Raw genomic sequence first — 14,842 nt, 5'->3', positions numbered from 1 at the left:
TCGCTTGACCCTGACATGATGTCAGACCCCACATGATGATGCGTTGAAGGAGAATCGATATGGCATCGACTGATCACAAGGCGCACCAACATGGCGCGAGCTGCGGCGGCGGCCCGAAAACAGGCGCAGAAAGTGCGACAGATCCGATTTGCGGCATGAAGGTGGACCCTGCTGCCACCGAACACCACGCAACCCACGCGGGCCAGGAATACCATTTCTGCAGCGCAGGCTGCCAAACGAAGTTCGTCGCCCATCCTGATCAGTACCTCTCTAAGAAGGTAGCACCGCCGGTGCTCGCCAGCGCCGGTGACGTCATCTATACCTGTCCGATGCACCCCGAGGTCCGGCAAGTCGGCCCCGGTTCCTGTCCGATCTGCGGGATGGCGCTGGAGCCGGAAACTGTGTCGGCCGATCACGGTCCCAATCCCGAACTGGCCGACATGACCCGCCGCTTCTGGGTCGCGCTAGTGCTTACTCTGCCGGTCTTTGCCCTTGAGATGGGCGGACATCTGACCGGCCTCATGATGATTGTTGGCAAGCAGGCATCGAACTGGATCCAGTTTGTCCTCGCAACACCCGTCGTGCTCTGGGCGGGCTGGCCCTTCTTCGAGCGTGGATGGGCTTCGCTCAAGTCGCGCCACCTCAATATGTTCACGCTGATCGCCATGGGTGTCGGCGTCGCCTATCTCTACAGCCTCGTTGCCCATTTCGCGCCGTCGCTGTTCCCGCCGGCTTTTCGCGACGCGATGGGAACTGTGCCGGTCTATTTCGAGGCAGCGGCGGTCATCACCGTGCTGGTCCTGCTCGGACAGGTGCTCGAATTGCGCGCACGTGAGCGCACCTCCGGCGCGATCAAGGCGCTGCTCGACCTCGCGCCCAAGACGGCGCGCAGGGTTACTGCGGATGGCCAGGACGAAGAGGTTACGCTCGATCTTGTCATTGTAGGCGATCATCTGCGGGTCCGCCCCGGTGAAAAGGTGCCGGTCGATGGTGTCATCGCCGAGGGCCGCGTGTCGATCGATGAATCGTTGGTCACCGGCGAATCCATGCCGGTCACCAAGGAAGCGGGCGCCAAGGTAATTGCAGGCTCACTCAACAAGACCGGCAGCTTCATCATGGTCGCCGAGAAGGTCGGCAGCGAGACGCTGCTCTCGCGGATCGTGCAGATGGTAGCTGAGGCGCAACGCAGCCGCGCGCCGATCCAGCGCATGGCGGATCAGGTCTCGGGCTGGTTCGTGCCGGTGGTGATTGCGGTCGCGCTGGTCGCCGCCGCCGCCTGGGCCCTGTTCGGCCCGGACCCGCGCCTGACCTATGCCCTGGTCGCTGCCGTGTCGGTGCTAATCATCGCCTGCCCCTGTGCACTGGGTCTCGCCACGCCGATGTCGATCATGGTTGGCGTCGGACGCGGCGCGCAGGCAGGCGTGCTCATCAAGAATGCCGAGGCGCTCGAGCGGTTGGAGAAGATCGACACGCTGATCGTCGACAAGACCGGTACGCTGACCGAAGGGCGTCCTGCGGTCACCGGTATTCGCACCGCCAGCGGATGGGACGAGGACGAAATCCTGCGCCTCGCCGCCAGCCTTGAGCGCGGCAGCGAGCACCCGCTGGGCGATGCCATCTTGCGCGCCGCACAAGACCGCAAGCTGGTTCTGGAGCAGGCGAGCGATTTCGATTCACCGGTCGGGCGCGGCGTGACCGGTACGGTGTTGGGCAAGCATGTCCTCCTCGGCGGACCGCGCTTCATGGCGGAGCAGAAAATCGATACGATTACGCTCAACGAAGCGGCCGAAGCGATGCGCGCCGAAGGCGCGACCGCGATCTTCGCCAGCATCGATGGCAAGCTCGCCGGACTGCTGGGCATCTCCGATCCGATCAAGGAGACTTCGGCCCAGGCAATCCGCGAGTTAAAGGCCGATGGCATCCGCATTGTCATGATGACGGGAGACAATCGGACAACCGCGCTGGCCGTCGCGGCCCGCCTCGGAATCGACGATGTCGAGGCCGAAGTTCTGCCCGAAGACAAAGCCAGCGTCGTCCAGAAACTCCGCGCCGAGGGTCGCAGCGTCGCCATGGCCGGGGACGGCGTCAATGATGCGCCGGCGCTGGCGGCGGCGGAAGTTGGCATCGCCATGGGGGCCGGGGCTGACGTTGCGATCGAAAGCGCCGGAGTGACCTTGCTGCAAGGAGACCTGGGCGGCATCGTGCGGGCGCGAAAACTGTCGCGCGCGGTGATGCGCAACATCCGCCAGAACCTGGTGTTCGCCTTCGCCTATAACGTCGCCGGCATTCCGATCGCAGCGGGCGCACTCTATCCGGCGTTTGGCTGGATGCTCTCACCCGCCATCGCGGCTGCGGCCATGGCCCTGTCCTCGGTGAGCGTAATCACCAACGCTCTGCGCCTGCGGATCGTGCGGCTGTGACCGATCTGCCGCTTCATTTCGAGGCGACCACGATAATTGACGGGTCAGCGGAAAGCGTCTTCGCTGTTGCCGATGAACCGGACCTTCTGACCCGGCACATGAGCGAGCCATCGCTCATGATGGGCGGCGGCTCTATGCAATGTAAGCTTGATGGTCTGGCTGGGAAAGCGGTGGGTTCTGTTATCTGTCTGACCGGCAAGGGGTTTGGGTTCGCGATTGCCCTAGATGAGATCATCGAGGAGCGCGCACCCCCGCTGCGCAAGTTCTGGGCGACGATCGGAACTCCGCAGCTTGTCGTCATCCGAGACTATCGGATGGGCTTCGAGATCGCAGAGGTCGTGATGGGCTGCCAGCTTCGTGTCTGGATCGACTACGCCTTGCCGCGATCGGGTGTGCGCCACGGGCTTGGGCGACTGCTGGCACCGACGTTCGCGCGCTGGTGTGTCGAGAACATGCTGCACGAAGTTCAGAGCCAGCACGAAGGATCTGCACATTGAACATCGGGCAAGTGGCGCAAGCAACGGGCGTGTCGCAGCGCATGGTCCGCCATTATGAGAAGATCGGACTGATCCCGGCACCGCCGCGACGCAACGGCACGTTTCGCGATTACGCCCCCGATGACCTGCATCGTTTGCGGTTCATCGCGAATGCGCGGGATCTCGGCTTTCCGATTGAGGAAATTCGCGAATTGCTCTCGCTCTGGGCAGATCGCAATCGGTCGAGCGCAGACGTAAAGAGTCTTGGTCTTGCCCGTGCCGCCGAGCTTCATAGAAAGGCCGAGCAGTTGGAACAAATGCGCGTGACATTGTTGACGTTGGCAGAGCACTGTTCCGGAGACGCACGGCCTGATTGCCCAATCATCAACGGGATCGCACGCAATCAAGAGTGATGCGAGGAAAATGCAGGTGAGCAGCCGTTACTTATCTCTCACGACGGCATAGCTTGATGATGCTAACCCCAGACGAATTGGCTTCATCCTCTCAGTTTAAGCGTTCATGTTGCGCCAATACTTATGCCAGAAAGGAACGAGGTGTCCCCCATTGAGCCCCCGAACGGCGTGCCGGTCGCCACGGAAGCGATTGCAGAGCAGCTTAACTTGGGCTGTTTCTGTATCTCACTCGACCGGATGGAGTTGGAAGAAGCCCTGGACAGAGCAGTCCGGATCGAAGGGTATGCGCAGCGGCTGAGTGCATCGCATCCGACGCTGTTTTCCAATGTTCCCGTGTTCGTTCCATCGGCAACGCTGGGCAAAATGATGCTGATCGTCGATGCCGTTGAGGGGGCCGCGCAGTTACCGGCCTATCGTGCAGCCACCTTGTCCCATGCCCCGCCGTCCGCGCAACTGGACTTCGGGCCGATCGGGGCATTCATGGGCTACGACTTTCACCTGGCTCCTGACGGTCCGAAGCTCATTGAGGTGAACACCAATGCCGGTGGCGCTTTCCTCAATGCGTTTCTGGCGGGGGCACAGCATGCTTGCTGTCCGGAGGCAGAGTTCCAAGCCAGACCCCCGACTGAAAGTGAGTTTGCCGAGCGCGTGGCTCGAATGTTTACAGCCGAATGGCAGTTGCAACGGGGTGCCGGCAAGCCGGCGCTGGTTGCGATTGTCGATGACCTGCCCGAGCAGCAGCATTTATACCCAGAGTTTCAGTTGGCGAAGGAGATGCTCGAAGCACAGGGTATCCCGGCAGTGATCGTTGATCCCGCAGAAATGACGTTTGACGGACAGAAACTTGCGGTCAACGGGCGAACGATCGACCTGGTCTACAACCGCCTGGTCGATTTCTCACTCGAGGAGCCGCGACATGCCGCACTCCAGGCCGCGTACCTTCAGGGCGCAGTCGTCCTAACGCCGTCGCCCTACGTGCACGCCCTGTTCGCAGACAAGCGCAACCTTGCGCTTCTGTCCGACGATGCACGGCTGGAGGAGTGGGGTCTGTCGACCGCACGACGAGCCGTTCTGCGTAGCGGCCTGCCGCGCACCGTTGTCGTCACGGCGGTGAATAGCGAGGATCTCTGGCGTGAACGCCGGAACCTGTTTTTCAAACCGGCCCTCGGTCATGGCAGCAAAGCGGCGTATCGAGGTGACAAGCTCACGCGCCGGGTATGGGATGAGATCGTCAGCGGCGTATATGTCGCGCAAGCCTTTGCCGCGCCCAGCGCACGCAATGCATCTGTGGCGGGTGAAAGCATCGTTCTTAAAACTGACATCCGACTATACACATATGCTGGCGAGCTGCTGCTCGCCGCCGCACGGCTTTATCAAGGCCAAACCACCAACATGCGGACGGCAGGGGGCGGATTTTCCCCGGTTCTTGAAGTGACGGGCCCTGAATCCTGCTTGGACCAAGCTTGCGGGCAAGTCCCTCAACCGACCCCATCGGGATCATCGATTCAATGAGCTGAGATCCGGGGCACTTAGCGCGCCGCTACCGTATTGATCCAAGCGTCAATTTCAGCCTCAACCCAAACCGTGCACTTGCCGCCAAGCGACCGCGATTTCGGGAACCGGCCCTCGCTCATGCGCTGGTAGATTGCGGACCGCTTCAATCCGACACGGGCCATCACTTCGGGCAAGCGGATTAGCCGCGGCGCAGGCGGATACGGGATGGCATCAACGCCTGCATGCGAGGCTGACGATTCAGTATTCAACTGGATGGAAGGCATGAGAAAATCCTTGGACAAAGCAATTGTCGGGTTCCCCTCCGATCATCGCCTCCCCCTCACCTGCCGATCGCGAGTGACAGATCACGATCGGCAAATTCATCGATGTGCTTGGACAGCATGCGGGCAACCAGGCGCGACGTGCCGATCGCCCAGCGCGGCCGCAAATCACCAATCCTGTCGCCGAGCGCCTCGTGCAATTCGCCTGGCAGCGCGGAGAAGAACTCCTCGAGGAAGGCGCCCATCTCATGGTGCATCCACTGCGCGGCAAGCGCTTCATGTCCAGCGAGCACGAGCGCAAGAGTGGCGCGTACAGGAGCGCCGCAAGCCTCGAGGATTCCGGCCGCCTCATTGAGCGTAATCGGGCGTTCGCCGCGGATGACGCGCAGCAGCGTGTCCTTGTGCATCCCGGCTTCGCGGGCAACCTGGTGACGCGGCTTACCCGCTCCATCCACTGCGCAACACAGCGTGCGTGCAAGGCGCTCATTGGCCGCGTGGGGCGTGGAAGGCTGGCTGGGCATCGTCGCGTCACTCCATCATGATCACATGATTCGCAGGCATATCGCAGTCGTCTACCTGTAGGAAACCGAAAAGAACAATATTAGAACATCTAGGTTCTAGGCCATTTGAAATGAGACACGGCCACGCCGCGATTCGCCGTCGCATTCCGCCGATTCCAACGTCGATATATTGGCCATAATGCGGCTATCTAACCGTTTTCAGTCACCTCCCCACATTCCTTTTGTCCGTATGCATCCGAATTTCGGCCCCATCGCACATTCACACTTTCCTACGATATTTTCCTAGATGCATGAAGAACACACAGCGAACGCAAGACGCTGTGTCCAACCCTCCAACTGGAGCTTTCTTCATGCCTGCACTTGCCCTCCCCCGGCGCCTCGGCGCCCCTCGCTTCACCCAGGCCGCCGGCCTCGTTCTCCCGGTCGCGGTGGCTGCACTTGCAGCAAGCGCCGCTTATGCCGGCGCGGACACCACCTTCGCCCCGGCACTGACCAAGTTCACCGACTTTCTCGAAGGTTCGGGAGGCAAGATCATCACCGTGCTGAGCCTCGCGGGCGGCCTCATCGGCCTCGCCTCGGGTCGGTTCACCCTGTCGCAGATCGCGGTCCCCGTAGGTGTCGGCATCGGCGTCGGCACGGGTGTGCCGATCGTCACTTCTGTCGTCACCGCCGTCATCTGACGGCGGCGGACAGGAGGGCGCGCGTCATCATGAACGATCGGTACATCATTCCCCGTCGGCTCGACGATCCGGAGCTAATCGGCTTCTGGACCCTCGACGAGTTCGCCGGGATGATCATCCCCTTCACCTGGGGAATCCTCGCACAGCATATCTTTATCGGCATCGGGCTCTCGTTTGGCGCCTGGTTCGCACTGCGAAAGGCGAAAGCAGGACGCGCTAGCTCCTGGGTTTTGCATGCCGCCTACTGGTATCTGCCTGCGGGGTTCACCGGCCTCAGGATGACGCCGCCCTCCCATTGCCGGCTGCTGGCCGGTTGAGGGGAGAGGCTCATGCTTGCCCAGTTTTCTCATGAACGCAGCCAAGCCCTGCTGCGCCAGCGCAACATGTTCGCGCTGACAAGTGCCGGCCTCGCTCTCGCGGTCGTCGTCACCGGCGGTCTTGCCGCCACACGCGACCGCGAGGTCGTGCTGCTGCCAACGCTGCGCGCGCCGCTGACGGTATCGAGCGCCGGCGCCAGCGCCGATTACCTCGAATTTGTCACCCGCGATGCGGCGCTTATGCTGCTCAATCGCAGTCCTGAAGGTCTCGACTACTGGATGGCGGCGATCCTCGACCTTGCCGATCCGGCAAGCCACGGCCGCCTGAAGGCCGACCTGGTGCGGATTGTCGAGGAACAGCGCGGTTCCGATGTGACCCAGGCCTTCGTCATCAAGTCGATGACGGTTGATCCCAAGGGGCTGACTTCGGAGGTCAAGGGCACGCTCAAGACCTTTGTCGGCGCCCAGGTCATTGCCAGCGACGACCGGCGCTTCCGTTTCACCTGGACTTACCGGGGCCTGCGCCTCGCGCTGGCCGGGTTTGCCCAGCTTCCCACCGACGACAAACCCAAGGAGAGCCAGTGATGGAACTCATGCCCCAGCTGCGGCGAACCGCCGCAGCCCTCCCCCTGCTCGCGGCCCTGCTGGCCAGTCCGGCGCAGGCCGACCAGTTCAAGCAGACCGCCGATGGCGGCACGATCGAATGCTCGGTCTCGGCGCGCGAACTGACCCGGTTTGCGCTGGTCGGCGACCAGTTCGCCAGCGTGTCGAAGCTCTCGACCGGCTATCCCTACAACGACTTTGCCGTCACCAACGAGCCGGTGCGCGGGGACATCTACGTCTCCGTCCCCGAAACCTACGCGGCGGCCAAGATCAGCTTCTTTGCAACGACGAAGAAGGGCTACGTCTACAAGCTCGCCTGCCCGGTCGAACGGATCGAGGCCCAACAGGTCTTCATTACCAATCCGGCAATCGCCAGAAATGACGCGACCCGCTGGGAAACCGAGACCCCGCTGGGCGAAACCGCGGTGCGTCTGGTCCAGGCGATGGCGAACAACGCCGCGATCGACGGCTACCGGATCCGCCAGTCGGCTGCACTTCCAGCGCGCGTCGGTTCCCTCGAGGTGCAGCTGATCGCCGATTACCGCGGCGCGGCGCTGACCGGCAAGGTCATCCATCTCACCAATCGCGGCAACCGGCCGATGACCATCACCGAGCACGATCTGGCCCCGCGCGACGCGCTGGCCGTGGCGATCGCCAATCCCGCCCTCGAACCCGGTGCCAGCACGACCGCCTATGTCGTCGGCCCCAATGGGGAGCAGACCCATGACTGATACGACCCGCGAGGCGGCATCCCCCGACACCGGCGCGCAGCCGGATCAACATGAGGGCAGCAATCTCGTCCGCCTCAATGCCCGGACCGCAAAGCGCCAGCAGCTGCTTCTGGCCGGTGTCGGCGCTGTCCTGCTCGCTGGCGGGAGCTGGTTCATCTTCGGATCGGACGATCCCAAGCAGGATGGCAAGGCTGGCGATGCCGAGACGATCGACACGGCTGGCCTCGTCAACCGCGACCTGTCCCAGCGCGAATTCGTGGCGGTCTATGGCAATCGCCTCGATGCCGTCTCCCGCGAGCAGAAGGCGCTCAAGGACGCCCAGCTGCCGCGTGCCCAGGTCGAAGCCGAGCTCGCAGCGCTCAAGGCCGAAAACCAGGCCATGCGCACCGACGGGCAGGCCGCGATCGATGCTATCACTGCCGAGAACGCCCGGTTGAAGGAACAAGCCACAGCCGGGCCAGCAGCCCCTCACCCAGCGAGTCCATTGCCCGCCTACGGCCCGCAGGCGGGAGGCTACGATGCGCGCGGCCGTGCGCCGGTTCCGCCCGGGCTCGGCGGCCAGGCCACCAGTCCGCCCGACAGCGGCGCACCCGGCGAAGTGAAGCTGATGAGCTTTACCGGGGACAAGGGCAGTGCTGCCGGTCTCAAGGTCGCGCGACCAGACGCCCCGCCACTGGTGGTCGAGGACTCGCCCGACTTCCTGCCCCCCAACTCTTATGCCTCGGCGCGTGTCATTGTCGGCGTCGATGCCTCGGCCGGGGTTGCGAGCCAGACCGACCCGCTGCCGGTGGTCCTGCGGATCACCGGCCCGGCACGCTCGGTCCTGCAGAACGGCAAGGTGCTCACCACCCGCATCCAGGGCTGCATCGTCAACGGAGCCGCGCGCGGCGATCTCTCATCGGAGAAGGTCTATGTAAAGCTGGCCCGCATGACCTGCGATCAGCCGGGCGGCCGCGTCGCGGTCTCCGAGGTCAAGGGCTTCATCAGCTTTGCCGGCAAGTCGGGGGTGCGCGGCCGCGTCGTCAGCCGCGAGGGCAATCTGGTCACCCAGGCGCTGCTCGCCGGCATCGTCGGCGGCTTCGGGCGGGGGTTCTCCGCCAATGCCAACAGCACGTTTTCAGGCGTCACCACCAATGCCGATGGCACCCGCTCGAAGCTCTCGCCCGGAGACATTCTCGGCGGCGGCCTCGGGCAGGGCGCGGCCGATGCCGCCGATACGGTCAGCAAATACCTGATCGAGCGGGCTGAACAGTACCAGCCCGTCGTCGAGATGCCGACCGGCATCGATGTCGAGATCGTCTTCCTGGACGGCGTCTATGTGAGGAATTCCCAATGATCGAAGAAACGCAAACGCGGCCCCGCCGCTGGGCAAGAGTTGCACTCGGCCTCGTCGCACTGACCACGCTTTCGGCCGGAACCGGCTGGGGCGCGGCCCATCTCGCGAGCCCCGCCAGTGCCGCCCCCGACCTTGCCAAGGTGCGCGCCGCGCTGAAGCTCCGGCTGCCCAAGACGCCGATCGATGCGATCAACTGCTCAGGGCTTGGCGGCCTGTGCGAAGTCGCCTCGAAGTCGACGCTTTTTTACGTCGATGCCCGCGCCAAGTATCTTGTGATCGGGCGCATCTACGACATGGAGGCGCGCCAGGATCTGACGGCAGCGCGGCTTCTCGCGCTCAACCCCGACCTGCTCGCGGCGGGTGCAGCGCGGCGCCAAGGCGACAGCGACGCGGCTCCGCCGCAGCGCCCGGCGGCACCCAAAACGGTCTCGCTCGCCGGACTTCCCGCCAATGGCGCGATCCATTGGGGACCGGCGAACGGCCCCAGGGTCGTGGTCTTCTCCGACTTCCATTGCAGCTACTGCAAGAAGCTGAAGGAGGAGCTGAGGGCGATCGGTGCGCGGGTCGAAGAACGCCCGATTTCGATCTTCGGCGCGGAAAGTCGCAAGGACTCCGAGCGGGTGCTGTGTTCACCGCGTCCCGAAGTCGCGCTGAACGCCGCCTATTCGGGCCTCGCCCTCGCCAATCCGGGCCCCTGTGACACCAGCGGCCTCGATGCCAACGAGGCCTTTGCCAAGGCCCATGGCTTCGGCGGGACACCCGTCATCGTCCGCCCGTCCGATGGCGCGGTCATCGAGGGCTACCGCCCGGCGTCTGCGCTGCGCGCTTTTCTGACGGCAGCGCCGTCCAACCCGAAAGGCTGATCGTCATGTCTTCCCACGTCCGTCTCGTCCCGCTCGCCGCGCTTGCCCTCGTCTCGAGCGGCTGCGTGGGCCTTGGCACCAACATCGAAGGCCACTTTACCTGCCGCGCGCCCAAGGGCGATTGCGCGCCCTCCCATGTGATCGACCAGCGCGCCACCGCCGAGCTCGGGCGCTTGCCGTCTGCCGGCCTCCAGACGGCGCGGGTGCGCGCCGGGATCGCGAGCGGCGATGTGGCCCGCACGGCCGAGCGCACGATCCGGATCGTGTTTCCGGCGCATGTCGATGAGGCCGGCACGCTCCACGATGAAGCCGTGGCCTGGGCGGTTGTCGAGAACCCGCAGTGGGCCGGTGCGCTGCGGCGCAAGGAGGGCGCAGAGGCTCCCGAGCTGATGCGTCAGCTGCGCAAGCAACTGAAGGCCGCGCAGAATGCCGCTGCCGATGCCGAGCCTATCAGCCCCACTCTTTTTACCCCGGATAGCGCCACTGACGCCAATGCGCCGCTGATAGCCGGCGACACTTCCCCCTTCCCGCTTGCCTCGCCGCTGGCCCTCCCCTCCACGGCGGCCGAGGCAATCGCCGGTGCTCAGGCACCGGCGGTCGAGGGGTTCGACATGTCCTCTCCCCCGCATGATCGGACCCCTCGGCCACACTCTTCCCTGCCCGGATTGCAGTTCCCGAGCCTCGAAGCCCTCGCAGCCGCGAAGACGAAAAAGGCCAAGGCCCAGGAAAGCGCGCCAGACCACACCCGGGCCGCTCCCGTCAGCAAGGCTGCGGACGCATCTCCTGAAGGGAAGAAGTGATGGCCGTCTCGTTTCGAGTCCTGTGCGACCGGCTGCTGACCGGGCTGCTTGGCGACGCCGAACATGCCGAGGACGCGCGTCAGCGGCTGATGCTCGACATGCTGTCGGACTGGCTGCCCTACCGGGTTTATGACCCGCTCAGCCGGCTCTATGTGAACGCACGATCGAAGGGCTTCGTCCTGGCGGTCACGCCGCTCATTGGCGCCGACGAGCGCACCGGCGAAATCCTGGGGCAGTTCTTCTCCGAAGGACTGCCGCCGGGAGCCTGCCTCCAGGTCCTGCACCTTGCATCCCCGCGCATCAGCCGGATCATCGCTCCGTGGTTTGCGCCGCGCTATCTCCAGGGCGGCGTTTATGAGGCCATCGCCCGCCACCGGGCACGCCGCCTCTATGGCATGGTCTGGCACTCGGCCTCGGACGACGCACCGTTCCACGCACGTCACCACCAGGTGATCATTTCGGTAGGCGTGCCGGCAGCCAAGGCCGTCCCCAATGAGGAGCTGATCCAGACCCGCGAAGGCCTCATCGCCATGCTGAAGTCGCTCAATCTCGGCGTCGCCGAAGTCGAGCCGCAGGGCCTGATCGCGCTGATCGACGATCTGACCTCGCCGACCACCGCGCCGCAGGACGATGCCGTGCCGTATAACCCCAATGACCCGATTGCCGACCAGGCGATCCGGCGCGACATCGAACTCATCGTCCATGAGGACCGGATGCACCTCAAGACCGAGCGCTTCCGCGCGACCGGCGCGCTGAGCGACGGCGTGCCCGAAATCGGCACCGTCTATCCCGACACCTTCGACGTGCGGCATTTTGGCGCGCGCAATATGCCTCCGCGCTGGGCGCCTTGGGAATGCGCACGCTTGATTGGCGACCTATTCACCGACAAGCTGCGTTTTCCTTGTCCCACCGCGACCATGCTGTGCCTTGTCTACCCCGACCAGGAAGCCGCCGCGGCCAAGGCTGGGTTCAAATTCATGCGCACGACCAGCCTGGCGGGAACGCGCAGCGCGCGCTTCCTGCCGCGTCTGGCTGAGCAGTCGGCCGAATGGCAACACGTCCAGGCCGAGCTCCAGGAGGGCCGACGGCTGGTCAGGGTCTTCTATGGCCTCACGACCTTTTCTCCGGCCGGACTTGGCGACCGCCACGAACGCGCGGTGAAGTCGATCTACAAGGCCGCAGGCTGGGACCTTGCCGACGAGCGCTATCTCCAGATCCAGGGCCTGCTCGCCGCCATGCCGCTGACGCTCGCCGACGGGCTCGCCGCCGACATGGAACGCCTCAAACGCTTCCGCACGCTGCTCTCGACCACGGCGGCCAATATCGCGCCGATGCAGGGCGAATATCTTGGCAGCGAGCATCCGCACATGCTGTTCATCGGCCGGCGGGGGCAGCCCTTCTTCTGGTCGCCGTTCGAGAACGAGGCCGGCAACCACAATGTCGCGATCTGCGGCAAGTCGGGGTCGGGCAAGTCGGTGCTCCTGCAGGAGATGTGCGCAGCGCTGCGCGGAGCCGGCGCCAAGGTCGTCGTCATCGACGACGGGCGCAGTTTCGAGCACTCGGTCAAGCTCCAAGGCGGCCGGTTTGTCGAGTTCACGATGAAAGCGGGCTTCTGCCTCAATCCCTTCTCGATGATCGATGCCGCTCGCGCCGACGACGACGACGATTACCGCCTCGACTGCTTTGGCATGGTCAAGGCCATCGTTGGGCAGATGGCGCGGCATTCCGCCGCGCTCACCGATACCGAGCGCGGGCTCATCGACCGGGCTGTGAACACGGTGTGGAGCGAGCTCGGCACCCAGGCGACCATCACCGCGATCGGCGAGGCGCTGGGCGGCTCCGGCCACGACACCGCGACCGACCTGGCGACCGCGCTTGGTCCGTTCATGGCGGGCGGCACTTACGGCGCCTTTTTCGAGGGCCAGGCCAGCCTCGACCTGACCAGCGACTTCACCGTCTTCGAGATGTCGGATCTGGCAGCCCGCGAGGAACTGCGCTCGGTGGTCCTCTCGGCGATCATGTTCATGACCAGCCAGGCGATGACGCGAAGCCCGCGCTCGGTGAGGAAGCTGCTGCTCATCGACGAGGCCTGGTCGATGCTGAAAGGCGGCTCGATGGGTGAGTTCGTCGAAACCTATGCCCGCACCTGCCGCAAATACGGCGGCGCGCTTGCCACCGCGACCCAGTCCTTGAACGACTACTACAAGTCCGATGGTGCAACGGCGGCACTCGAGAACAGCGACTGGATGCTGATCCTCCAGCAGAAGCCCGAGACGATCGCCGATTTCAAGGCCAGCAAACGCCTCGACATGGACGACCGCACCGAGACGCTGATCCGCAGCCTCAAGCGCCAGGGCAACTCCTATTCCGAGGTCTTCATCAAGGGACCGGAGACCGAGACAATCGGCCGGCTCGTACTCGACGACTATTCGGCCACGCTGTTCTCCAGCTCGCCCCAGACCTTCGCGGCGATCGATGCCGAGATCGCGCGCGGCCACCAGCTTGCCGATGCGATCGAGCGCATTGCCTTTCCCGACCACGACTGAATCCAGCCAACCAGAGGACCTTTCCATGCCCCTTCACCTTGTCTCCCCGTTCGACCGCGAAGTGGAAGCGCCGCCCGGCGACAATCGGCGCGGCACCATCAGCACCCGGCACTGGCGGCAGCCGCTGCGCGATATCTGCTTCATCCTGATCAAGGCGGGGGCTTACCTTGGCTCGATCTACCTCGCGGTCCTCGGACTGCCGCTGCTCTTCTTCCTGCTGCTGGCGGGCGGCGACCTTGGCCTGTTCTTCATGCACCTCGGCAATCTTGCCGCGCACTACCTCGCGGCCGATCATGCACGGCAAGCAGGCTTCATCAATGAACTGAAGCTCGGCCTGTTCGGCGTGGCCACGCTGATCGTGATCTGGCGCCTGCCGCGCTTCCTCGATGATGTCTCGGCCGCCCTTGCTCCCCGAAAGGAAGTCTCGTGAGGAACATTTTGGCAACATCGACCGCGCCGCGCCGTTTCGCCGGTGTCTCGCTTGGCGCGCTCGCGCTGTCGGCAAGCCTGCTTGGTTCGACGCTCTGGGGCGCCTGGGCAACCCACAAGATCGTCAAGCTCGAACGCCGCGAGGTCGTCACGGTCCAACTCTCCCGGATCATGGGCGACTTCGTAGAGGCCGAGGCCCGCTCGGGCAGACCGCCCGAAGCGATGAAGGCGCGCGTCGAGACCTATTTGAAGGCGGTCGAAGCCTCGGTCGCAAAGCTCGGAAAGCAAGGGCGAACGGTCCTTGTCGCCGAAGCCGTGGTCGCCGGGACCGTGCCGGATCTGACCGGCGAAGTGCGCGCCGACGTCGCGCGCCGGATGGGGGCCGTCGCCCATGCCAGCCGCTGACGCATCCTCGCCCCCCGCTGGCCGGCTCCGCGCGGTCTGGCCACGGCTTGCCCTTTGGGCCGGGCTTGGCGGCGCTGCGCTTGCGCTCGGCGCGACCACGAACTTCGCGCAGACCCATGCGCTGATGATCAATGCCAGCCCGTCACTGCCGCACTGGGCGATCTGGCTTGACCGCGGCGCAGTGCCCGCGCGCGGCGATCTGATCCTGTTCGATCCCCCACCCTCGGCGTTGCTGACCCGGCATTTCGGCGCGGCGCCGCAGCCCTTCGGCAAACGAGTCTTCGGCATTGCCGGAGACTTGGTCACAAGGGAGGACCGCACCTTCTTTGTGGGCGGCAAGGCGGTTGCTGTCGCCAAGATCGCCAGCCGGTTCGGCGAACCGCTGGCATTGGGGCCGACCGGCACGATTCCAAAAGGCTGCTACTTCGTTGCGACCGATCACAAGGACGGGTTCGACAGCCGCTACGCCGCGATTGGCTGGATCTGCGCCAGATCCGTCCTCGGGGTCGGGAGGCCGGTGTTGTGAA

The 14,842-nt window shown here is 64.5% G+C and carries 17 protein-coding genes; 15 read left to right on the top strand and 2 right to left on the bottom strand.

Annotation, left to right across the window (positions count from 1 at the left end; genetic code table 11):
- Window positions 1-59 precede the first annotated feature (59 nt).
- The 4 genes from SxD43FB_RS07275 to SxD43FB_RS07260 all read left to right on the top strand — a co-directional run bounded on the left by SxD43FB_RS07275 (window position 60) and on the right by SxD43FB_RS07260 (window position 4,821).
- Window positions 60-2,420, top strand: a complete 2,361-nt coding sequence (locus SxD43FB_RS07275) for a heavy metal translocating P-type ATPase (RefSeq protein ID WP_096061610.1) — start codon at window positions 60-62, stop codon at window positions 2,418-2,420.
- The gene (locus SxD43FB_RS07270; protein ID WP_096061609.1) at window positions 2,417-2,917 is read left to right on the top strand and encodes an SRPBCC family protein; all 501 of its coding nucleotides are present in this window, start codon (window positions 2,417-2,419) and stop codon (window positions 2,915-2,917) included. The genes SxD43FB_RS07275 and SxD43FB_RS07270 overlap by 4 nt, the downstream gene beginning before the upstream one ends.
- Window positions 2,914-3,309: a Cu(I)-responsive transcriptional regulator gene (cueR, locus tag SxD43FB_RS07265; protein WP_096061608.1), complete on the top strand. Its 396-nt coding sequence runs from the start codon at window positions 2,914-2,916 to the stop codon at window positions 3,307-3,309. Before SxD43FB_RS07270 ends, cueR begins: the two co-directional genes overlap by 4 nt.
- Window positions 3,310-3,450: 141 nt before the next feature.
- On the top strand, window positions 3,451-4,821 hold the full coding sequence (locus tag SxD43FB_RS07260; RefSeq protein WP_096061686.1) for a hypothetical protein: 1,371 nt from the start codon (window positions 3,451-3,453) through the stop codon (window positions 4,819-4,821).
- 17 nt (window positions 4,822-4,838) lie between these two features.
- Here the strand turns inward: SxD43FB_RS07260 and SxD43FB_RS07255 are convergent, their stop codons facing one another.
- Together SxD43FB_RS07255 and SxD43FB_RS07250 are read right to left on the bottom strand one after the other, a co-directional pair.
- Window positions 4,839-5,087 (bottom strand): AlpA family transcriptional regulator, encoded by a 249-nt coding sequence (locus SxD43FB_RS07255; protein WP_051093276.1) that lies wholly within the window; start codon window positions 5,085-5,087, stop codon window positions 4,839-4,841.
- A 56-nt stretch (window positions 5,088-5,143) separates the two neighbouring features.
- A complete protein-coding gene (locus SxD43FB_RS07250) occupies window positions 5,144-5,605 on the bottom strand; it encodes a helix-turn-helix transcriptional regulator (RefSeq protein ID WP_096061607.1) in 462 nt (153 codons plus the stop codon).
- Window positions 5,606-5,955: 350 nt separating this feature from the next.
- Here SxD43FB_RS07250 and SxD43FB_RS07245 point away from each other — a divergent pair, with 350 nt between their 5' ends.
- The 11 genes from SxD43FB_RS07245 to SxD43FB_RS07195 are packed head-to-tail and all read left to right on the top strand — an operon-like array spanning window position 5,956 to window position 14,841.
- Window positions 5,956-6,285, top strand: coding sequence for a hypothetical protein (locus tag SxD43FB_RS07245; protein ID WP_096061606.1), 330 nt, complete (start codon window positions 5,956-5,958; stop codon window positions 6,283-6,285).
- A 29-nt stretch (window positions 6,286-6,314) separates the two neighbouring features.
- Window positions 6,315-6,602 (top strand): type IV conjugative transfer system protein TraL, encoded by a 288-nt coding sequence (traL, locus tag SxD43FB_RS07240; RefSeq protein WP_096061605.1) that lies wholly within the window; start codon window positions 6,315-6,317, stop codon window positions 6,600-6,602.
- A 12-nt stretch (window positions 6,603-6,614) separates the two neighbouring features.
- Window positions 6,615-7,187 (top strand): type IV conjugative transfer system protein TraE, encoded by a 573-nt coding sequence (locus SxD43FB_RS07235; protein ID WP_096061604.1) that lies wholly within the window; start codon window positions 6,615-6,617, stop codon window positions 7,185-7,187.
- Window positions 7,187-7,936, top strand: coding sequence for a type-F conjugative transfer system secretin TraK (locus SxD43FB_RS07230; protein WP_343228834.1), 750 nt, complete (start codon window positions 7,187-7,189; stop codon window positions 7,934-7,936). The genes SxD43FB_RS07235 and SxD43FB_RS07230 overlap by 1 nt, the downstream gene beginning before the upstream one ends.
- Window positions 7,929-9,272, top strand: a complete 1,344-nt coding sequence (locus SxD43FB_RS07225) for a TraB/VirB10 family protein (protein WP_096061603.1) — start codon at window positions 7,929-7,931, stop codon at window positions 9,270-9,272. Before SxD43FB_RS07230 ends, SxD43FB_RS07225 begins: the two co-directional genes overlap by 8 nt.
- On the top strand, window positions 9,269-10,135 hold the full coding sequence (locus SxD43FB_RS07220) for a DsbC family protein (RefSeq protein ID WP_096061602.1): 867 nt from the start codon (window positions 9,269-9,271) through the stop codon (window positions 10,133-10,135). The genes SxD43FB_RS07225 and SxD43FB_RS07220 overlap by 4 nt, the downstream gene beginning before the upstream one ends.
- 5 nt (window positions 10,136-10,140) lie before the next feature.
- Complete coding sequence (locus SxD43FB_RS07215; RefSeq protein ID WP_176482696.1) at window positions 10,141-10,935, top strand: conjugal transfer protein TraV; 795 nt, start codon at window positions 10,141-10,143, stop codon at window positions 10,933-10,935.
- Window positions 10,935-13,481 (top strand): type IV secretion system protein TraC, encoded by a 2,547-nt coding sequence (gene traC / locus SxD43FB_RS07210; protein WP_096061601.1) that lies wholly within the window; start codon window positions 10,935-10,937, stop codon window positions 13,479-13,481. The genes SxD43FB_RS07215 and traC overlap by 1 nt, the downstream gene beginning before the upstream one ends.
- A gap of 25 nt (window positions 13,482-13,506) precedes the next feature.
- Window positions 13,507-13,911, top strand: coding sequence for a hypothetical protein (locus tag SxD43FB_RS07205; protein ID WP_096061600.1), 405 nt, complete (start codon window positions 13,507-13,509; stop codon window positions 13,909-13,911).
- Window positions 13,908-14,315, top strand: a complete 408-nt coding sequence (locus SxD43FB_RS07200; RefSeq protein WP_096061599.1) for a type-F conjugative transfer system protein TrbI — start codon at window positions 13,908-13,910, stop codon at window positions 14,313-14,315. Before SxD43FB_RS07205 ends, SxD43FB_RS07200 begins: the two co-directional genes overlap by 4 nt.
- Window positions 14,302-14,841: a S26 family signal peptidase gene (locus SxD43FB_RS07195; RefSeq protein WP_255245626.1), complete on the top strand. Its 540-nt coding sequence runs from the start codon at window positions 14,302-14,304 to the stop codon at window positions 14,839-14,841. Before SxD43FB_RS07200 ends, SxD43FB_RS07195 begins: the two co-directional genes overlap by 14 nt.
- Window position 14,842 lies beyond the last annotated feature (1 nt).

This window comes from Sphingobium sp. D43FB, assembly GCF_002312805.1.
In the GTDB taxonomy this organism is placed as follows: Bacteria; Pseudomonadota; Alphaproteobacteria; order Sphingomonadales; family Sphingomonadaceae; genus Sphingobium.
Note: the sequence above shows the minus strand (reverse complement) of the source record. Positions and strands in the feature narration are given on the sequence as shown.